Below are 21,182 nucleotides of genomic sequence, written 5' to 3'. Positions count from 1 at the left end.
GTACAGTATAATAGCTTTAATTTAATAAAGCGATGAAAACTATGAATTTTGAACCCTATCCATTTGAAAAACTAACTAATTTACTGCAAAATATACAACCAAACAAAGGCTACTATCCATCTGTTTTAACAATCGGCGAACCACAGTTTGAAACACCTGATTTTATACAAAAAACATTAACTGACAATACTGCACTTTTAAAAAAATATCCAAAGACCAGCGGTGAGACGATTTTAAGAGAAGCGCAAAGAGATTTTATTTCCAAAAGATTCGGTGTCAAGCTCAATGATACACAGATCATTCCCACATTCGGCACGCGTGAAGTTCTTTTTAACTTCCCGCAGTTTTTGCTTTTTGACAAGAAAAATCCCGTTATTGCCTACACAAACCCTTTTTACCAAATCTACGAAGGTGCGGCAACAGCGACACGAGCAAAAGTGATACATTTGAATTTGAGTGAAAAAAACAGCTTCAAACCAGAAATCAACGAAGAAGAGCTGGCAAAGTGTGATCTGGTTATACTTAACTTTCCAAACAATCCTACTACGGCAACGCTCACTCTTGACGAACTAGGCGAGTGGGTCAAACTCGCGCTCAAACATGATTTCGTTTTGCTCAATGATGAATGTTACAGCGAAATATATACAAACAGACCGATGCCTTCACTCCTAGAAGCCGCGTTACATGTAAACAATGATACATTTAAAAATATTTTAGTGATTAACTCCATTTCCAAGCGTTCTTCTGCACCTGGTCTTCGCTCCGGTTTTATCGCCGGTGACGCCACAATACTGGGAGAGTATATGAAGTACAGAACCTACATAGGCTGTGCCTCACCCCTTCCTCTGCAATATGCGGCAGCAGCGGCTTGGAGTGATGAAGAACATGTTGCCAAAGCAAGAGCTGTCTATCAGGAAAACTTTCGTATAGCCCAGGAGATATTGGGAACAAAAATTCCTGATGCTACATTTTACCTCTGGATACATGTCGGTGATGCGCTTGAATTTACTAAAAGATTATACAAAAACTACAATGTAAAAGTACTTCCGGGCGAATATCTTGCCCGAGAAGATGCAAAAGACGACAACCCGGGCAAAGGGTTCATTCGTATTGCACTGGTTGAGAATCCCCAAAAAACAAAAGATGCACTTGTAAGAATTAAGGAATGTTTAAATGAGCAAAGATAAAGAGTTAAAAGAAAAAATCCTCAAAGCCCAGCAAAGCGGTGACATAGCAGCACTTTATGTTTTGGAACAGCAGGCACATGACAGTTTCGATGAAGAAACACTGCAAGGTTTTTATGCAAATATTCTTGATTTGGCGCTGGAAAAGCTTACCGAAACACTCGAAGCCCACAGAGCCATGGATATGAACGAAGTGCAGGATTTTGCAACCCTGCGTGCTTTGTATGAATATGCGATAGAGCACTACTCCGCCGGTAAGGCAAATGATGCTGCTGCCCTCTTTGAGGTACTCAGCGGGCTTAGCAATGACGAAAAATTTTCAAATGCTTTAAAACTGCACTGGATAGCAGCAGAGGAAAAAATTTCTTTTGATGACTTCCTTGACAGAGTTGCAGATTTGGAAGCGACACAAAGAGCGGGAACTTTTTACATAAGCGAGTTTCAGCAAGAGGCACAAAAATTGCTCGACACAATGAAAGACAAAGGCACAAAAGCATGAAAATACACTTCATCGGCATCGGCGGCATCGGTATCTCAGGACTTGCACAGTATATGCATTACAAAGGGCATGAAGTCAGCGGTTCTGACATCAAGGAGACTGTTATTACCAAAAAACTGCGCGCTCTTGGTTTACATGTAACCATACCCCACTCTGCAGATGCTGTTACGAATCACGACCTGGTAGTACACTCTGCGATTATCCGTCCTGACAATCCCGAAATTATTGCAGCCAAAGAAAAAGGTATAGAAGTGCTTGCCCGCCGTGAAGCACTGCCTAAAATTCTGCAGGACAAAAAAGTCTACTCTGTTGCCGGAGCGCATGGAAAGAGCACAACGACAGCAATTCTCTCAGCTATTATGAGCGGCTCTGCCATTATCGGTGCAGAATCCAAAGAGTTTGGCTCAAACGTCCGTTACGATGCAACAAATGATGTTATGATCTTTGAAGCTGATGAGAGTGACGGAAGCTTTATAAACTCTAACCCGCACTGTGCCATCGTCATCAATGCCGAGCCTGAGCATATGGAGTATTATGACTATAATTATGAAAGATTTTACGACTCTTACAAAACTTTCATAAATCTTGCACCACTCAAAGTTTTAAATGCCGAAGACCCGTTTTTGGCAACACTGGTCAATGAAGTTGAAGCCAAGTGGCTTTATCCCAGCAAAGAGATACAAAACATAGAGTTCGTACTCATAAACAATCAGCCCCATACCCGTTTTACCTTCCGTGATTTTGGGAGTTTTGATGTTTGGGGATTTGGCAAGCATATTGCCATTGATGCAGCCCTCGCGATACTTGCGGCGCATGAATCCATGTCCATAGAAGATATACGCAAAAATATTTTAAACTTCAAAGGTATTAAAAAACGTTTTGATATTGTCGGATTTGAGCACGACAGTGTTATCATAGATGATTACGGGCATCATCCTACAGAGATCAAAGCCACTTTTGAATCGGTCAAAGAGTATGCCATGCTCAAAGGTTTTGACAAAATTACAGCCATCTGGCAGCCGCACAAATACTCCAGAACCATTGACAATCTGGAGGAATTCATCAAATGTTTTGACGGAGCGGCCGAGCTTATCATCCTCCCTGTATGGGCAGCGGGAGAAGCACCGCGCGATATTGATTTTCAAGAAAATTTCAAACATTACAACCTTACTCTAGCGGACAAAATATCCCGCAGTAACAATACTATAAAAGTTATAAAAGACAATAAAGACTTGGAAACACTTGATAAAGGTCTCATCATCGGTTTTGGTGCAGGTGATATTACCTATCAAATCAGAGGCACACTGTAATGGCATATATATATGGCTTAATTATAGTTACCCTGCTGTTTGCAGCCCTGCATTACTTTACAGAGCTTGACAAATTGCAAAAACTTCTTATCGGAGCTGTATTGCTCTTTATCATACTCGGTGCCATTACCTACAACAAATATAATCAGGCACAAAGAGACAAAATGCTCAAGACAATAATAAAATACAAACAGGGAAAAACGATTACATGTAACGGCGTCGATGTCAATGCAGACATATACTCCCTCAGTACAGGCACCTATACCTTCATAGGCAAAAAGAACACACCCCACTATGCAGAGATGATAAGTGCAGACAGTTGTGAATAAAACTGCTAAAAGTTCCCGAGTCGATACCCTCATCCACCAACTTGACTTAGTTGAACATATAGAACAGTTTAAAAGTTTTTTTTCCCGTGAACACTCTTTGTACATTGAAGGTGATCAGGAACTGCATTTTCGTTATATCAAAGAGTTGGATAAGCTGGAGTTTAAAGCCCCGCCTAAAGTAAGTGATTTTTTTGAAATCAAAGGACATTTGAAAAAACACGGTGTCTTAAATTTTGAACAGATTTTTGAGATTGTAAAAATTGTACGCTATTTTCGTTATTTTAAAAACAGAGAACTTGAGGGCCTAATCGGAGAGTGGATGGACAAATTCATCATCCCGGAACAGTTTTTGGAAATAGAAAAATATTTCACAAATGACGGAAAATTTGAAGAAAATCTGGATGAAAACCTTTTTACGCTCAGTAAACGCATACAAGAGCACAAAAGCAACATCTCAGGCGCACTCAAAAGAATGATGTCGAGTTCCAAACTGGCCGGGTATCTTGTCGATACCCAGATTCACTTTATAAACAATGAAGAGTGTCTGCTTGTGCGTGGCGGATTTAACCATGTCCTTAAAGGTGCCATACTTGGCAGAAGTACCGGTGGATTTTTTTATGTTGCACCCGACAGCGTACTTAAATCAAAAGAGCAGATTCGTTTTATAGAGCAAGAACGTGAAGCAATATTTTACGAATATGCCAAAGAGTTTTCAAAAAAACTCTATGAACTGCAGCCTTTTATCAACTTTATAGACAAAGAGTTTACAAAGTTTGACAACTATCAGGCACGGGTACTCTTTGCAAAAAGCAAAAACCTGCAGCTCATCAAAAGCAAAAAAGATACAAAAATAGTGCTCAACAGTTTTATTCATCCTGCTTTGCATAATGCAAAACCTATCAATGTTGACTTTTCCAAAAATATTTTGATGATTACGGGTGTCAATGCCGGCGGAAAAACCATGCTTTTGAAGTCCATATTGGCAGCTGCATTTATGGCAAAGTATATTATTCCTATGAAACTTAATGAGACAAAGTCACATATAGGCAATTTTAAAGCGATACAGGCCATTATAGATGATCCGCAAAATGTCAAAAACGACATCTCGACTTTTGCCGGGAGAATGCAGCAGTTTTCCCGTATATTTGAGTACAAATCAGCACTCATCGGAGTCGATGAGATAGAACTCGGAACAGACTCCGATGAAGCGGCGGCGCTTTTTAAGGTCATCCTCGATGATTTAATCAAACGCGGACAAAAAGTGGTTGTGACCACCCACCACAAACGCCTTGCCGCCCTCATGGCAGACCGTGATGATGTGGAACTGATGGCTGCCATTTATGATGAAGAGCAGAGAAAACCCACTTATGAATTTATGCAGGGCATCATCGGGAAAAGTTACGCATTTGAGACAGCAAGCCGTTACGGCATCTCAAATACCATTGTCAATGAGGCAAAAAAAGTCTATGGCGACAACTCGGAAAAACTTTCACTCTTGATCGAGCGCGGTTCACAACTTGAACGCGAACTCAGGCAAAAACATCAAAAAGTCGATGAAAAGCTGGATGAAATTCATAAAAAAGAGCATGCCCTCAAAGAACAAAAAGAACAGCTTTTGCGTGAACTTGAAAAAGAAAAAGCAGCACTCAAACACTCTTATGATGTTGCCATAAACGAAGCCAAAAATGCGGCAAAAGCAGGCGATGTCAAAGAGATTCACCGTGCGATGAACAAAGCAAACAAAAAACTGCCAAAACAGACACAAAAAGAGGACAAAAGAAATATAGAGTTTAAAGTCGGAGACAAGGTCAAATACCATTCCCAAAAAGGAACGATAGTTTCCATGAAAGGCAAAAACGAGGCGACCATAGAAGTGGACGGTATGCGGGTTCGCGTCAAAACAAAACATCTCAAACCTACACAAATCATTCAACCGAAACCGGCGACAAATCTGAGCTTACATGTAGAGAAAAAAGCGGGACTCAAATGTGACTTGCACGGTTTAAGAGCCGAAGAGGCCTGTGAAGTCTTAGACAAATTTTTAAGCGACGCCCTTATCAACGGTTGGGATGAAGTCATAGTCTATCACGGCATAGGCACAGGAAAACTCTCTTATGCGGTCAAAGAGTTTTTAAAACGTCACCCGCGAGTGAAAAAATTTGAGGATGCCCCACAGCATATGGGCGGATTTGGAGCAAAGGTAGTACATCTGTAATGGCAAAATCAGTTGCAATCATCGGAGGCGGTGCAAGCGGGCTTTTGTGTGCCGTCTTTTGTGCAAAAGCAGGTTTACATGTAACGCTCTATGAGCAAAATACCAAACCGGCAAAAAAAATTCTCGTCTCTGGAAACGGACGCTGTAATATTACAAACAAAAATTTACATGTAAACGATTTTTTTTCTCAAAATCCGAATTTTGTAGAGTATGCCATCAGGAACTTCGGATTTAAAGAGTTTGAAAAATTTGCCGCATCAATCGGACTGCTCTTACATGTAACGGATGACGGAAGAGCCTATCCGCTGAGCAATGAAGCCAAAAGTGTTGCCAAGATTTTTATAGAATATGCCCTGAGCCTTGGCGTTGTTTTTCATACAGAGCATAAAATTACCGATATAAAAAAACTGACAAACAGCTATGACAGTGTTGTCGTTGCCAGCGGTTCGCGTGCTGCTTCTCATTTGGGCGGTAATGCCGATGCCGAGGAGTTTGCCAAAGCCTTTGGGCACACTGTCATTGAAGCCTACCCATCTTTGGTACAATTCCACCTCAATTCTAAAACAGCCCACAAAATGAGCGGAGCCAAAATCAATGCCGAAGTAACGCTGTTTGTCAATCAGCAAAAAGAGCTTACATGTAACGGCGATGTGCTTTTTACAAATTACGGTGTTTCCGGTTTTGCTATTTTGGATATCTCCCAACATGCCTCACAAGCACTCTTGGAGTACGGGGCTGTTGATATCTCCATCAACCTGCTTCCTGAATTTACAGCACAAAAACTCTCTGCCCATCTCTTACATGTAAAGAAAAACATGCCTGCGTTTACTCTTTTGGATGTATTGGTCGGCTTAGTTCCCTTAAAAATAGCAAACGGTATTTTGCAGGACCTGCATCTCAACCCTGAGAGCAAAAATATAGATACAAAACTTTCCAAAAAAATAGCAAACCTGATGCTCAACTGGCGATTTGAGGTAACAGACACGCATGGATTTCGGCACGCAGAAGTCAGCGGCGGGGGCATAAATACTTTAGAAATAGACAACAAAACATTTGAATCAAAAAAACAGAAAAATCTCTACTTTATAGGAGAGTGTCTCGATGTCGTCGGCAAACGCGGCGGATACAACTTTGCTTTTGCCTGGGCAAGTGCCTATGCGGCGGCCAACGCCATAAGTGCAGATTAAAACATAAACAGATAAAATATACTTATATTAAAAAAGGTTGCTTGTATGTCCACACCACTTATAATTCTCATAGTGCTTGCCATAGTTCTCATTCTTATGTACAACTCGCTTGTTGCAAAGAAAAATCAGGTTGAAAATATTTTTGCCTCAGTCGATACGCTTTTGAAAAAACGATATGATCTGATACCAAATCTTGTTGCCGGTGTCAGTAAGTATATGCAGCATGAAAAATCAATCCTTGAAGATATAACAAAACTCCGTGCCCAGGCAAACAAAACAAATCTGAGCAACAAAGAGAAAATAGATTTGGACAAAAAAATGAGTGCTGCTCTTGGCTCAATTATGATTGCGGTTGAGAACTATCCTGAGCTCAAAGCAAATGAAAACATTCTGCATCTGCAACATTCGCTCAATGAAATAGAGGCACAGATCTCGGCAGCCCGCCGTGCTTACAATCAAGCCGTGACAGACTACAACAATGCACTTGAGCAGATTCCTACAAATATCATGGCAAATATGATGGGCTACAAGAAAAAAGATGTTTTTGTCATCAGTGAAGACGAGAGAAAAAATGTCAATGTCAAAGAGCTGTTTTCTTAAGATATGAAAAATATCAGTGAGTTAACAGATTTTTACTATAAAACACTCTTCCCTGTTTTGCAGGAACTCGAAAATAAAAGAGAAAAACTTAAAAAAAAGATTATCAATATCGGTATTGTTTATACCATTATTGTCCTGCTTTTTGCCTTTGCACTTTTAAAAAACATCCAAAACATTGAAGCCTGGATTTTTGCAGCAGTTGTGTACCTCGCTGTGGGCGGAGGCATATACAAATACCTCATCAAAGATTATACCGCACAGTTTAAGAGCCTCATCATTGAGCCCTTGATTCAAGAGATCGATAAAAATCTCACTTATCTGCCAAATGCGCATATTGCACAAGAGAGTTTCACCCGTTCAAAGATTTTTACCGCACGGCCTGACAGATTCAGCGGCAATGACTATATTCGAGGAGAAATTGATGGAATAAAAATAGAACTCTCAGATATTCATGCCCAAAAAAACATAAAGATTCAAAAGGCAGAACAAGCTGGAGCACAATATTTCAAGGTCTTTTTATTGTTTGCGAATTTAACAAACATTTTGCATCCCAAACCGTCATTCTTCCCGACAGTGCCCAAAATACATTTGGCACGCTTATCGGCAACTGGCTACAGGCAAACAATATGAGCCGCAGCGAACTTGTAAAAATGGACAATATTGCCTTTGAAAAAGAGTTTGTTGTCTATTCAAACGATCAAATTGAAGCACGCTATATTTTGACACATACACTTATGAGCAAACTTCTGCATTTGAAAAAAAAATCAAAACACCCTCTCTATGTCTCTTTTTTAGACGGCAATATTTATATGGCAATAGAGTATAATAAAGATCTTTTTGAACCGTCTGTATTTCATTCACTTTTAAAGTATAAAATAGCAATGCAATATATACAAACCCTGCATTTGGCACTGGGAATTGTCGGGGAGTTACAACTCAACCAAAAACTATGGAGTAAACGATGAAAATAAAACTAACACTGGCAGCACTTTTAACCACCCTCAATTTGTATACACTTACAATCGGGGAAGCACCAAAAAATGTAACAATAGAGGGTGAAAAAGGAGGACTGGTAACAGGAGGCGCATGGAACTCAAATATGCTTAAAAATAAAGTATTTGTCATGTTTTATGTTGATCCTGATGAAAAAGATGTCAATGAAGATTTTTCTCAGGCACTGAAGAAAAAACACTACAGAGAAAAAGGAGCGTTTGGCAGTATTGCCATTGTCAATATGGCGGCAACATGGAAACCAAACTTCGCAATCGAAGCCATCCTCAAAGGCAAACAAAAAGAATTTCCAAAAACGATCTATGTAAAGGACAAAGACAAAACTCTGGTAAAAGAGTGGAAGATAGCGGATGATGCTTCAAATATCGTCATTTTTTCAAAAGACGGCAAAGTCCTCTTTTACAAATCAGGAAAAATGAGTGCAGACGATACACAAAAAGCATTTCAAATCATTGAGGAAAATATATAAATGGAGAATGAGACAAACATCCTTGCTCTGAGTATCAAAGACCTTTTTACAAAAAAAATGCTGATGTATTCACTCATGCCTTTTGTCATCAGTATGCTAATTTTGTATATTCTCTTTTTTATCGTTGCCGGTCTTGGTGTTGACCAGCTCACAACCATGGAGATACAAAGCACACAAACGACGATCCAAAACGGCATACCTCACACAGAAAGCTTTCAGGCCACACTCGCAGGTACGGGCATCATGAAATTTTTAATGAGCAGTGCGCTGACTTCCTGGATAGCCACTTTTCTTATCTATACCATAGGCGGATTCATGACATTGTATGCTTCTATATTTGTAGCACTGCTTGTTATCGGCTTTTTAACCCATGCTATTTTGAAAGAAATTCACTACAGGCACTATCAGGATGTAGCAATGATAGGCTATTCCAATGCAGCAGAAGGCATATTTTTAACACTGAAATGGATGTTTGTTATGATTGTCCTGTTTTTTGTATTTATTCCCCTGTATTTTATACCCGTTGTAAACATCATAGCATTCAATTTTCCGCTGTATTACTTTTTTCATAAAATGATGATCTATGATGTCTCTTCGGCAATATGCACCAAAGAAGAAGCGATGAAAATCAGGTTTTTTCATGCCAATACACTCAGGCTCAAAACATTGGGACTCTATCTGCTCTCACTCATCCCTTTCGTTATATTTTTTGCATCTGTTTTTTATGTGATATATCTTGGACACAGTTTCTTTTTAGAAACCAGAAAGTTACGCAATGAAAGCTAATATGGCATTGTGTCCGGAATCGGTACTGTAGCACCGACTGTTGTTGCTTTCCAGCCACTCTCAGCCCACCCTAAAGGATGGGTTCCGAACAAACTGCATATTCCATGGAATCGGTACTGTAGCACCGACTGTTGTTGCTTTCCAGCCACTCTCAGCCCACCCTAAAGGATGGGTTCCTAACAAACTGCATATTGCATGGAATCGGTACTTTAGTGCCGACTGTTTAGAATTAAAAGTACATATTCGAAAAACTACTCTTCCTCTTTTTCTTCCTGCATTACCATTTTCCTGTAAGTTTCATCTTTAACAACCATTCCGGCTTCATACAAAAACTGGCTTGGCACAAAGTTCTGTTTTTTAATCTTGTCGTATTTGGCATAACTCAAATAGAGTATGTCTTTTGCCCGTGTGACCGCCACATAAAAAAGCCGTCGCTCTTCATCAAGACTCCCGCCCCTCTGCATCAGTTTTCTGTTTGGAAAACGCCCGTCCATCAAATCTATCACATACACTTCTTTGTATTCAAGCCCTTTGCTTGCATGCACACTCAAGAGATTAACCCCCTCTCCCTGCGTCAAGTCGGATGAACCCAAAATCATCGCATTTAAAAAACGTTCATGCTCAGAGTAAGGTTTTGAGAGCTCTTCTAAGAGCAGAGTTTTTCTCTGTATTCTGCTCAGTGCTTCCGTTTTTTGTTTCTCATCAACAGAACCGTCTTTGAGTGTCGCTCTTTTAGTTGCAAGTACATCGGATATATACATGTAAAGCGATGAATTTGCAATTTTTTTCACGACTGTTTTTGGCTGTTTAATACCTTTTAAATCGCGAAACAACAGATAAAAATTATGCAAAAAAGTCGCGCTCTCTTTCGTCAGTTTTGGATGTTTGAGTACCGGATTTTTCATAAATTTTGCTTCAAATCCGAGTTTTGCATATTTTCCGACAGCACCGAGTTCCAAAAAATCATCAAAAAGACCGAGCTGATGGTTGAGTTTGCGCTTTTCAAAAGGATTTTTCATCCCCTCATCAGGCGCATAGAGTCCGTAAAAAATACTCCCCTGCCCTAAAGCTTTGAGTGCAATATAGAGCTCTTTTGCCATAGCAGAGCCAATGCCCCGTGCAAATTCAAAGAGATGTATAAAAGCCATCATATCCGACTCGTTCACAAGCAGTGTGTATAAATCAAGTATCGCTTTTATTTCGCGCGAATCAAAAAAACTTGTGCCTCCTTTACGTTTGCAGGGAATATCAAGCTCACGAAGTCCAACTTCTATACCATCAGCCGAGGAGTTGTTGCGGAAAATAACGGCTATCTCTTCTTTTGGTGTCTGCGTATCGCGAATCATGGCAGCCATAGCATGATACTGGTCAAACAGCTCATCAAATGCCAAAAGTTTTGGCGCCTGCGCATCATATATACGTGTCACTTCCAGTTTTTTCGGATAAATTCTCTCATTATGCTCAATCACCTTGTTTGCAAGAGAGAGAATAGGCACAGAAGAGCGGTAGTTTTTTGTCAGAGTATGCACAACCGCATCAGGATATTTTGTCGTAAAGGAACCAATAATACCGATATCAGCACCGTTAAAAGCATAAATACTCTGATCATAATCCCCCACACAAAAGAGCGAAGGCGGGTTCATCGCATCTATAAGCGTTCCCTGCAGGGCATTGGTGTCTTGATACTCATCCACCAAAACCTCTTTATATCCCAGTTCGTCATTTTTGCACATCTCTCTGAAGTTCAACAGCAAATCGTTAAAATTTAAAAAACCGTACTCTTTTTTCAGTGCTTCAAATTCATCGACTATATCGGCATATATCAGAGCAAAGAGTTCATGTTCGGGATATTTTTCTATAAGCCAATCTTCAAAATTATTTTGCAGTTCCGTATTTTGGTAAAAAGAGTACAAATCGTACAGATAATTCCCGCCGTAGGGCTGTACTTCAGCCTCTATATGCATAAAAGAGCGCTTTTCAAAGACAGAGCGAAAGAGTGTTTTGAGTTCTCTCTGCTGTTTGAGCACCACTCGTTTGTCTCTTTTTTTCAGCCATCTGTAACTGACCGCATGAAACGTTCCCGCATCAATTTTTTTGGCAACACCCCCGCCGAAATACTCTGCAACACGTGCCACCATCTCTGCTGCCGCCTTGTTTGTAAAAGTCAGCAGAAGAATTTCATTTGGTGCAATGCCATTGTTTAAAAGATGTCCGATTCTGCCGACAATAGTCGAGGTTTTTCCTGTTCCGGCAGAGGCAATGATGAGATTTTTACTGTAAGGAGATGTTGCAGCGGCATACTGTTCTTCATTTAATCGGGACAACGGCATAAACAAACTCCTTGGGCAAAAATTTTAAGAGTGTGATTATACTTATTTATTGTTAAATTTATTTGGGATATGCTAAAATCATTTAAATTAAATGTTTTAAGGCAAGCCATGGAAGAAAATAAAAAAATATTAGAGATTGTTTCGAATGAGGCAAAAAACTCTATCGCACAGATTCCTGTTGTCACACCTACTATTTATGCTTCAGTTTTTTCAGACTTTGCCAAGAAAAACAATCTTGAAATAGAAGATGAGGAAAGCCTTTCAAGAAAGATTATAGAAACTGAATGTTCACGATTTACAACTTTACAAAATGAAACATCCAAAAATGTACAGGCCTTAAGTGAAAATACAAACAGGGCCATTCATGCTATTGAGAACAAAGATGAAAAAATTCTCAATCAGGTGTTGCAAGAGACGCAATATCTTCGTCAAGAAATTGAAAAACTCAAAGAATCTGTTTACAAAGATGAACTGACCCACGCATATAACAGAAAATGGCTTCATGATACTCACCTGGACCCGCTTGGCAATACTTTTGTGCATAATGGAACGCTTGCTATTATAGATCTGAACTATTTTAAACAGGTGAACGATACACATGGCCACATTATCGGTGATAAAGTTTTAATATTTTTGACAAATGAACTGAAAAAATTAAAAATTCCTGTCATACGCTACGGAGGTGATGAGTTTATCATACTCTTTGGCGACAGTGTCTCCGAGGAAAAAGCAAGCTCTTTTTTAAATACAATCAGAGAAAATGTTCTTGGCAAAAAATTAAAAGCACATAACGACACCTTTCGTGTCAGTTTTTCATTTGGTGTAACCAAATTTAAAAAAAATGATCTCCTGCCACAGGTTATAGAAGTAGCTGATAAAAATATGTACAATGATAAGATAGAGATAAAAAAGAGAGTAACCGGCATATAGCAATTTCTAAGCAAATACTCACCTCTTTTTGGATATAATCGCGCAATTTTAATTTAGATAATTTAAGGCGCGCACTATGTCAGACAACAAATACAATCCACAAGAAACCGAAAACAAATATTATAAAATTTGGGAAGAAAGAAAATACTTCGAAACAGACGGAAACAAAGCCATACAAGAAGAAAATAAAAACTTCTCTATTATGATGCCACCGCCAAACGTAACAGGACGACTGCATATCGGGCATGCTCTTACCTTTACACTCCAAGACATCATTACCCGCTACAAACGCATGGACGGCTACAAAACACTTTGGCAGCCGGGAACGGACCATGCAGGAATTGCCACACAAAATGTTGTTGAAAAACAACTCTTAGAACAGGGACTCACGAAAGAAGAGATAGGACGCGAAGCATTTTTGGAAAAAGTCTGGGCATGGAAAGAAGAATCTGCCGGCATAATGACAGAACAGCTTCGTAAAATGGGCGTAAGTCCTGCCTGGGAGAGAGAGCGCTTTACCATGGATGAAGGTCTGCAAAAGTCAGTCAAAGAAGCTTTTGTCCATCTCTACAATGAAGGTTTGATTGTTCGCGGAAACTACATGGTAAACTGGTGCACACATGACGGGGCCCTCTCAGATATCGAAGTAGAACACGAAGAAGAAGATGGTAAGTTTTACCATATGCTTTACCATTTTGCAGATGGCAGCGGCAGTGTTGAAGTGGCTACTACACGACCTGAAACCTATTTTGGAGATACTGCCGTCATGGTACATCCTGATGATGAAAGATACAAAGACATCATAGGAAAAGAAGTTGTTTTACCCCTTCTTGATAGAAAGATTAAAATTATTGCAGACGCTTATGTCGATATGGAGTTTGGAACAGGTGTCGTAAAAGTCACGCCTGCACATGACCAGAATGACTACGAAGTCGGAAAACGCCATGATTTGGAATTTATTACGGTTTTTGATGAAAAAGGTATTTTAAATGACTATGCCGGAGAGTTCAAAGGCATGGAACGCCTTGAAGCACGAGAGCCTATTGTAAAAAGACTCCAGGAAGAGGGTTATATCGTTAAAATAGAAGACCATAAACATCAGGTTGGACACTGTTACAGATGTAAAAACGTTGTAGAACCATACATATCAAAACAATGGTTTGTTCGCAAAGAAGTCGCTGACAAATCCATAGAAAAAACAAATGCAGGTGAAGCAAAATTTTTCCCGCCGCACTGGATAAACTCTTATAATTCCTGGATGGGTGAACTCCGTGACTGGTGTATAAGCCGTCAACTCTGGTGGGGACACCAGATTCCTGTTTTTTACTGCGGGGATTGTGACCATGAATGGGCAACAGAAAATGAACACCCGACTGAGTGTCCAAAATGTGCTTCAAAAAACATCTCTCAAGACCCTGATGTACTCGATACATGGTTTTCTTCTGCTTTGTGGCCATTCTCTACACTTGGCTGGGGTCAAGGTGATACCGAGATGGACAAGCTTTTTCAATCACAGGATATGAAAGATTTTTATCCAAACTCTTTGCTTATTACCGGTTTTGACATTCTTTTCTTCTGGGTTGCAAGAATGATGATGATGGGCGAACATTTTATAGGAGAACTGCCGTTTAACCACATCTATCTGCATGCTCTTGTGCGTGATGAACACGGTCAGAAAATGAGCAAATCAAAAGGCAATGTCATTGATCCTCTTGATATGGTCAATAAATACTCTGCTGATATATTACGCTTTACTCTTGCCATTTCTGCTGCTCAGGGACGTGATATACGAATGAGTGTTGACAAACTCGAACAAAACCGTAACTTTACAAACAAACTCTACAATGCAAGCAAATACCTGCAGATGAATGGTGATACTTTTCCTGATATGGAGAGTTTTTGTGTTGAGACCGATCTTGGTCGTTACATGATGAGCCGTTTGAATTTTGCCACAAAAGAGGTTCGTACCTATCTTGATGAGTACAAGTTTAACGATGCCGCCCTTACAATGTACCGTTTCTTATGGAATGAATTTTGTGACTGGGGTATTGAGCTGAGTAAAGCAGACAAAGCATCCATCATAGAACTTGGTGCGATTTTCAAAGAAGCCATGAAACTCCTGCATCCGTTTATGCCGTTTATCACAGAACATCTCTACCATGAACTCAGCGGCACTTCTTTGGAAAATGCTGATTCTATTATGATTAAGAAATTTCCTCACAAAACAAAACAGCGCAAAGAAGAAAAAACATTTGCCATCATTATGGATGCCATCGTCTCCATTCGCCGTGCAAAAGTTTTGGTTGACTTGGCAAATCAGAAAATCCAAAAAGCCTATGTGAAAATTGACGGTCTGAGCGAAAAAGAAAAGGCAATGATGTTGCCTTTTATCGCAAAACTTGCAAAAGTGGAAGATGTAGAATTTACCGATACAAAAATAGAAAATGCGGTCAGTGACATCGCAGACAGCTGTGAGACTTTCATTCCGACAGATTCTATTGATTTGACGCCGATTATCAACAAACTGACAAAACAGGATGAAAAACTCCAAAAAGAGATAGGCAAACTGAGCGGGATGCTGAACAATGAACGCTTTGTTGCGAATGCTCCGGCAGATGTTTTGGCAAAGAATCGTGAAGCACTCAAAGAAGCAGAAGCCAAACGTGAAAAAGTTTTAGCACAACTAGATTCACTAAAGGCATAATTTGTTTGATATAAGAAAATACACCTCTCCAAATATAAAAAACGATATTTTATCAGGTCTTGTTGTTGCAGTGGCACTGGTACCTGAAGCTATTGCTTTTAGCTTTATAGCAGGTGTCAGTCCTATTGTAGGACTTTATACTGCTTTTATCTTAGGTGTTATTACTGCACTTATCGGTGGAAAACCGGGAATGATCAGCGGAGCTACCGGCAGCGTCGCTGTTGTTATAGTCGGGCTTGTTATAGAAGCAAACCTAAAACTCACAGCACAGGGGTTTAGCGGAGATGAACTCTACTTCCATATGCTCCACTATGTTTTGCTGGCAACCATCATAGCAGGACTTATCCAGGTTGCTGTAGGAGTGCTGAAATTTGGAAAATTTATCCGTCTTGTTCCCCAACCTGCCTTATATGGTTTTGTAAACGGTCTGGCAATCGTTATTGCCATGGCACAGTTTAAATTCTTTGAGGGACAGGGTTTAAATATGTATGTTATCGTAGCCATTACCATGTTTATAATGTACTTCTTGCCAAAATATACAAAGGCTGTTCCCTCAGGACTTGTTGCCATTGTCCTTTTAACACTTGTGGTGTATTTTACTCATTTAGACACACTCACCGTCGGAGCATTGGCCGATTTGTCAGAGTTTAAAGGGAAACTGCCGCATCTCATTATTCCCGATACGCTTTTTAGTATGGATGCCATTGTCATGGTTCTTCCTTATGCTGTTATTATGGCTCTTGTCGGTCTTATAGAATCACTCTTGACGCTTGCAGTTTTAGATGAAATGAGTGGGACAAGAGGCAGTGGAAACCAGGAGTGTATCGCTTTGGGAACCGGAAATATCGCCTGTGGATTTTTTGGAGGCATGGCGGGATGTGCAATGATCGGGCAGAGTATCATTAACTATACATCAGGCGGTCTCGGACGGCTTTCCTCATTTACGGCAGCCGTCGGACTTTTGATCTTGGTCATCTCTTTAACAGATGTTTTAAATGCCATTCCAGTCGGTGTTCTTGTGGGTATTATGTTTATGGTGAGTATAGGAACATTTGAGTGGTCGAGCTTCTCACATCTCAAACATATGCCTCGTGCCGATGTTTTTGTAATGGTCGTTGTGACAATTATAACAGTTGTAGAAGATTTGGCTGTTGCAGTCATAGCCGGTGTTATCATCTCTGCACTTGTATTTGCATGGAAGCATGCACGCATCTGGGCAAAAACACATACAGAAGCAGACGGAACAAAAGTATATGAACTTGAAGGTCCGCTCTTTTTTGCAAGTGCTACAACTTTTTCAGATAATTTTGACATTCCGAATGATCCGCCAAAAGTTGTCATTGATTTTAAAAATGCGAGAGTATTGGATTTTTCCGGTGTCGAAGCCATAGATTCTCTCGTAAAAAAATACGAAGATGCCGGCAAAAATCTTCTTTTGCGCCACTTAAGCGAAGACTGTAAAAAAATCATGAAAAAAGCCGGACCGCATTGCAGTTATGAAGAAGATGATCCGACATACAAGGTTGCTATTAATTATTAAATTGTGTTTCAATGTGAAACATGATTTTAACTTTTAACATTTTCAATACATGTAATGATATCTTTTAATCTATATCAGCATATCATTAAATATGAATTTAAAATCTTTGCAGATAAAAATTATCCTTATTTTTTCTCTTCCTGCCATTGCATTACTTTACTTTTCCTATTCTTTGGTAAATGAAAACTATATCAAATATAAGAACAGTACTTCCTATGCATTCTCTGCAAAACAGACAAAAATTCTCAGTAAACTCATTCATAATTTACAACTTGAAAGAGGACTGAGTGCAGGGTACCTTGTTTCAAAAGATGAAATAATCCGAAAAAATCTGGAAAAACAGTATAAGCATACAGACAGTGCCTATCAGGATCTGATTCATTTTTCAAATGCATATCAGTATCTTAAAAAGCAGTTTCATTCTATTACGGCAGTGAGAAGAAAAGTTCTTAAAACACAAATCAGCTTTTGGGATGAAATGCAATATTATAATACCCTCAATAAAGAGCTGCTTCAGGCTATTACTACACTGATGCATAATTTAGAATCAAAATCATATAACGGCAAAGCCCTTATTGAACTTCAAAAACTTAAAGAGTATGTGGGACAGGAAAGAGCGTATGTTTATAACCAGATACTCGCTCCCAAAAAAAATGAAAAGTATATACATTATATTCATCTCCTGCAGGAAAAAGAGAAAAAGCTCCAAACTATTTTTTACATATGTGCTTCAAAAAACACACAAAATATTTTCAAACAACTCATACAAAAAGAGACTGTACAAAAAACAGCTGCCTTAAAAACAATGTTTTTTCAGGATAAACTCTCATCCAAAGAAGATGCAAAAAAATGGTTTCAGACTGCTTCACAATACATTACACAACTTTACAATGTGTCAAGCCACATTCTCAATACCATTGTAACAGATGCCCTGCAGACACAAAAAGATATAAAACAGGTTTTTACATATACAATTATCTTCTGGATTCTCTCTTTTATCTCTTTTTTTCTCCTCCTCTATTATATTAACGCTCTTATCAGAAAAGAGGACAAACTTCTTGCAAAAATACGTATAGCTTCCCATACATTCGACTCACACGAAGCTATAGTCATTACTGACAAAAACGGTGTTGTACTTGAAGTCAATAAATCTTTTACCAGAATTACAGGATATAAAGCAAATGAGATTATAGGACAAACCACAAAGCTGCTAAAATCGGGCAAACACAGTAAAGAATTTTATGCCAACATGTGGCATCAACTCCTTTCATCCGGACAATGGAAAGGTGATATTTACAACAAACGTAAAAACGGTGAAATTTATCCTGAAAGACTCTCCATTACTGCTATTAAAGATAAAAACGGTGAAATTATTAATTTTATTGCACAGTTTTATGATATTTCAGACTTAAGAAATGCACAGGAAGAGGCTCAATATCAGGCAAATCATGATTTTCTCACAGGACTCATGAATAGAAAAGCTTTATTGCAAAGACTCCATGAAGAGAATGCAAAGGCAATCAGACATAGCTTTATTCATGCTTTTTTATTTATAGACTTGGACAATTTCAAACAGGTCAATGACACCTATGGCCACCATGTCGGAGACGAACTTCTCATTCAAGTCTCACACAGAATGAGAAGCATCTTAAGAGAAGAAGATATTCTTGCAAGAATCAGCGGTGACGAGTTTGCAATCATTTTAGTAAATATAGCAGAGACAAAAGAGGCCGCCAAAGCGTATGCACAGAAAAAATGCCACTCTATCATAGAAGCCCTCTCTCGGACATTTGTCATTGAAGGAAATGAAATTCACATTGGTGCAAGTATAGGCATTAAAATCTTTCCCGATGAAAAACACAACATAGAAAATATTATGAATGATGCCGACAAAGCCATGTATGTTGCCAAAAAAAACGGAAAAAACAGTTGTTCTATTTACAGTGAGATTTGAATCCTATTTTACATAAACAAAGCTTTCGGGTATGACAGATCTGTACTTGGGGATACTTTGTCCCAAAGAAGCATTTATATATGTCGGATCCGCTACAACATACCTTTGTCCTGATACCTGTACACTCTCCCCTGCCATCGGTACATGTAAAGCAGTACTCATGTGATCTTTATACTGAACACCCACAATACCAATACCAAATAAATCTTTCACCAAACGGGCATACAATACAGCTCTGTCCTCGCAATCTGATTTTTCATAATAAAGTGTTTCTTCTGCAAACATAACTTTTTCTCTGCCAAACTGTTCCTGATCACGCTCATATATAAAAGCTTTTTGTACAAAATGCAGTACAAAATCCAAAGCTTCACTTGCTTTTTTGTTCTCAGTATATTTCTTGATATCCCCTGCTATGTCTTTATATGTCTCATACTCCAAAGGTGCATTGAAAAAAACTTTATATTCCACCTGAGGATATGTTTTCATAAAATCAATGAGATTTTGGTTATACCGATAAGAAAAAGTGTAAACTTTTCCATGTTCTTTGAAAGAAACAGTTTTTGTTTGGATTTTTTTTGCAAGGACAGGAAGTGTTTTTAACGTAAAATCAAGTGTTTTTGTTGCTTCAGGATAATCATTTTTATACGTATAGACTTTCGCAATATTTTCTTTGTTATATTTAGAAATGACATAAAATTTTCTATTGTCCAGTGTATAGTTTGGTGCAGAGTAGATCTTGCCTTTGACGCTGTGAAGCAAGACTATATGTTTGTCTGCACCCAAAGCTACACGGACCCTGTAGCCAAGCTTATTCAACAAAAACCAGCTCAATAATTTTTCATTATCCGGTGTAGAAAAAAGAGTATAGGAGAGTCTGTTTATTAAAAGATAAACTCCCCAGTCATTGAGATGCATCTCTTTACATGTACTCTCAATCCCGTACAAAAGGCTGTCGTAATCACTTGTCGCCACAACACTGAAAAAATTCTCAATCCCCTTTTGTGTTCTGGGGTAAAAGTTGGCGTTTTTTATTTTTTTATCAACATCAAATCCCAAAGATGTTCCAAAAAACTCAAAAACTGTATTGTCAGCTTTTATTTTTTTTTCCTGAGGAGCGGATTTTTTCTCAGCAAAAGGTTTTATCTTTATCACTAAATTCGGACCGACACTTCGAACTTTTTTTTGATGCAATGCCGGCACAGTCTTTGGTTTTTTCTTTTGATATAAGGGTGTTGAGATATACGCACTGTATTCTTCCCACTGCTGCTGAAGATATTTGTTGAATTCGCTGTCTTTTTTATCTTTAAATCTGTTAAAAGATTCCGTCTGCACCTTTTTAAACTCCGCAAAACTCCCTGCATATACAGAAGTTAAAAAAAGTGCTGTAACAAAACTAAAACGGCCAAATTGATTGAACAATTTTCGTCCCCCATCCCTGTTTTGTAGCACGATCCATATCTCCCTCCGTTTTATATAATATTTTTGCATCACTGATTTGTGTAGAGTTGATTCTGTTGTATTGATCAATATCATATGGACGGATCACACCGCTTAACTGAATTATCTGCTTCTGGTCATCTATCAGAATCTCTCTTTTTCCGGAAATATAATAATTTCCGTTTTTTAAAATTTTTACAATTCTTGCCGAAATAGTTGTTGTAAAGCTTGCATCCTTTGTTGCACTTCCGGATCCCTTATAGCTACTGTTTGATGTAGAGTTAAAACCTACATTCGTAAATCCGTTCAAGTCTGCTACTTTGGAGTTTACAGCAGAATTGAGACCTGTACTTGAAAACAACCCCCCTCCAAGAGCACTTGTATCAGCCTCTTGCAACTGCTTTGTACCGGTATTTGAACTTTGTGCGGTTTCTGAAATAACTACAGTTACAATATCACTGACATGCATAGCCTTGTGATCAGAAAAAAGAGGATTTTCTCCCTGTCCGAATATACTGCCAGTCGAGGCAAAATCCTGCTGTTCTTCTTTGGCAGGCATCTGTTCAACATAGGCAGGCGGTTCAAAATTTATCTCGGGATCAGTTAAGTTTGCTGTACATCCGTTAAACAACACCACAACACAGAGAAATACAAAAGCAGTCAATTTTATTTTTTTCATAAAGAAAGTCCCTTAATT

General features: G+C 38.9%; 18 protein-coding genes. 15 read left to right on the top strand and 3 right to left on the bottom strand.

The features are described 5' to 3' along the window. The first annotated feature begins 41 nt into the window (after positions 1 to 41). From ETP70_RS04605 to ETP70_RS04560, 11 genes are read left to right on the top strand one after another with little or no spacing between them, the layout of a single operon-like run. Positions 42 to 1,187 carry a succinyldiaminopimelate transaminase gene (locus ETP70_RS04605; protein ID WP_151901500.1) on the top strand — a complete coding sequence of 382 codons (1,146 nt, stop codon included), beginning with the start codon at positions 42 to 44 and terminating at the stop codon, positions 1,185 to 1,187. After that, the gene (locus tag ETP70_RS04600) at positions 1,174 to 1,683 is read left to right on the top strand and encodes a hypothetical protein (protein ID WP_151900076.1); all 510 of its coding nucleotides are present in this window, start codon (positions 1,174 to 1,176) and stop codon (positions 1,681 to 1,683) included. Before ETP70_RS04605 ends, ETP70_RS04600 begins: the two co-directional genes overlap by 14 nt. Beyond that, positions 1,680 to 2,993 carry a UDP-N-acetylmuramate--L-alanine ligase gene (gene murC, locus ETP70_RS04595; protein WP_151900075.1) on the top strand — a complete coding sequence of 438 codons (1,314 nt, stop codon included), beginning with the start codon at positions 1,680 to 1,682 and terminating at the stop codon, positions 2,991 to 2,993. The genes ETP70_RS04600 and murC overlap by 4 nt, the downstream gene beginning before the upstream one ends. Continuing rightward, positions 2,993 to 3,322, top strand: coding sequence for a hypothetical protein (locus ETP70_RS04590; RefSeq protein WP_151900074.1), 330 nt, complete (start codon positions 2,993 to 2,995; stop codon positions 3,320 to 3,322). Before murC ends, ETP70_RS04590 begins: the two co-directional genes overlap by 1 nt. Continuing rightward, positions 3,315 to 5,537 (top strand): endonuclease MutS2, encoded by a 2,223-nt coding sequence (locus ETP70_RS04585; protein ID WP_151901499.1) that lies wholly within the window; start codon positions 3,315 to 3,317, stop codon positions 5,535 to 5,537. Before ETP70_RS04590 ends, ETP70_RS04585 begins: the two co-directional genes overlap by 8 nt. Next, positions 5,537 to 6,724, top strand: a complete 1,188-nt coding sequence (locus ETP70_RS04580) for a BaiN/RdsA family NAD(P)/FAD-dependent oxidoreductase (protein WP_151900073.1) — start codon at positions 5,537 to 5,539, stop codon at positions 6,722 to 6,724. Before ETP70_RS04585 ends, ETP70_RS04580 begins: the two co-directional genes overlap by 1 nt. Positions 6,725 to 6,769: 45 nt before the next feature. Further along, positions 6,770 to 7,324 carry a LemA family protein gene (locus ETP70_RS04575; protein WP_151900072.1) on the top strand — a complete coding sequence of 185 codons (555 nt, stop codon included), beginning with the start codon at positions 6,770 to 6,772 and terminating at the stop codon, positions 7,322 to 7,324. A 3-nt stretch (positions 7,325 to 7,327) separates the two neighbouring features. Then, entirely contained in the window at positions 7,328 to 7,954 is a 627-nt protein-coding gene (locus tag ETP70_RS04570; protein ID WP_230973311.1) for a hypothetical protein, read from the top strand. Continuing rightward, positions 7,843 to 8,289 carry a DUF3137 domain-containing protein gene (locus ETP70_RS12505; RefSeq protein ID WP_230973329.1) on the top strand — a complete coding sequence of 149 codons (447 nt, stop codon included), beginning with the start codon at positions 7,843 to 7,845 and terminating at the stop codon, positions 8,287 to 8,289. The genes ETP70_RS04570 and ETP70_RS12505 overlap by 112 nt, the downstream gene beginning before the upstream one ends. After that, positions 8,286 to 8,804: a YtfJ family protein gene (locus ETP70_RS04565; RefSeq protein WP_151900071.1), complete on the top strand. Its 519-nt coding sequence runs from the start codon at positions 8,286 to 8,288 to the stop codon at positions 8,802 to 8,804. The genes ETP70_RS12505 and ETP70_RS04565 overlap by 4 nt, the downstream gene beginning before the upstream one ends. Next, complete coding sequence (locus tag ETP70_RS04560) at positions 8,805 to 9,590, top strand: EI24 domain-containing protein (RefSeq protein WP_151900070.1); 786 nt, start codon at positions 8,805 to 8,807, stop codon at positions 9,588 to 9,590. It begins immediately after the preceding gene. A 251-nt stretch (positions 9,591 to 9,841) separates the two neighbouring features. Here the strand turns inward: ETP70_RS04560 and ETP70_RS04555 are convergent, their stop codons facing one another. Next, complete coding sequence (locus ETP70_RS04555) at positions 9,842 to 11,920, bottom strand: ATP-dependent helicase (RefSeq protein WP_151900069.1); 2,079 nt, start codon at positions 11,918 to 11,920, stop codon at positions 9,842 to 9,844. 108 nt (positions 11,921 to 12,028) lie between these two features. On the opposite strand from ETP70_RS04555, the gene ETP70_RS04550 reads away from it, so the two are divergent. The 4 genes from ETP70_RS04550 (at position 12,029) to ETP70_RS04535 (ending at position 19,048) form a co-directional block, all read left to right on the top strand. Continuing rightward, positions 12,029 to 12,850, top strand: coding sequence for a GGDEF domain-containing protein (locus ETP70_RS04550; RefSeq protein ID WP_151900068.1), 822 nt, complete (start codon positions 12,029 to 12,031; stop codon positions 12,848 to 12,850). Positions 12,851 to 12,926: 76 nt separating this feature from the next. After that, positions 12,927 to 15,554 (top strand): valine--tRNA ligase, encoded by a 2,628-nt coding sequence (locus ETP70_RS04545; protein ID WP_151900067.1) that lies wholly within the window; start codon positions 12,927 to 12,929, stop codon positions 15,552 to 15,554. A 1-nt stretch (position 15,555) separates the two neighbouring features. Then, complete coding sequence (locus ETP70_RS04540) at positions 15,556 to 17,094, top strand: SulP family inorganic anion transporter (RefSeq protein WP_151900066.1); 1,539 nt, start codon at positions 15,556 to 15,558, stop codon at positions 17,092 to 17,094. A 91-nt stretch (positions 17,095 to 17,185) separates the two neighbouring features. Next, the gene (locus ETP70_RS04535; protein ID WP_151900065.1) at positions 17,186 to 19,048 is read left to right on the top strand and encodes a diguanylate cyclase domain-containing protein; all 1,863 of its coding nucleotides are present in this window, start codon (positions 17,186 to 17,188) and stop codon (positions 19,046 to 19,048) included. Between the two features lie 3 nt (positions 19,049 to 19,051). On the opposite strand, the gene ETP70_RS04530 is transcribed toward ETP70_RS04535, so the two are convergent. Both ETP70_RS04530 and flgH read right to left on the bottom strand, forming a co-directional pair. Then, positions 19,052 to 20,467 (bottom strand): hypothetical protein, encoded by a 1,416-nt coding sequence (locus tag ETP70_RS04530; RefSeq protein ID WP_230973310.1) that lies wholly within the window; start codon positions 20,465 to 20,467, stop codon positions 19,052 to 19,054. Continuing rightward, positions 20,442 to 21,164: a flagellar basal body L-ring protein FlgH gene (gene flgH, locus ETP70_RS04525; protein WP_151900064.1), complete on the bottom strand. Its 723-nt coding sequence runs from the start codon at positions 21,162 to 21,164 to the stop codon at positions 20,442 to 20,444. Before flgH ends, ETP70_RS04530 begins: the two co-directional genes overlap by 26 nt. Positions 21,165 to 21,182: the final 18 nt, after the last annotated feature.

Origin of the sequence: Sulfurimonas hydrogeniphila (assembly GCF_009068765.1) — a bacterium.
Lineage (GTDB): Bacteria > Campylobacterota > Campylobacteria > Campylobacterales > Sulfurimonadaceae > Sulfurimonas > Sulfurimonas hydrogeniphila.
This window is presented reverse-complemented; position numbering and strand designations above follow the sequence as displayed.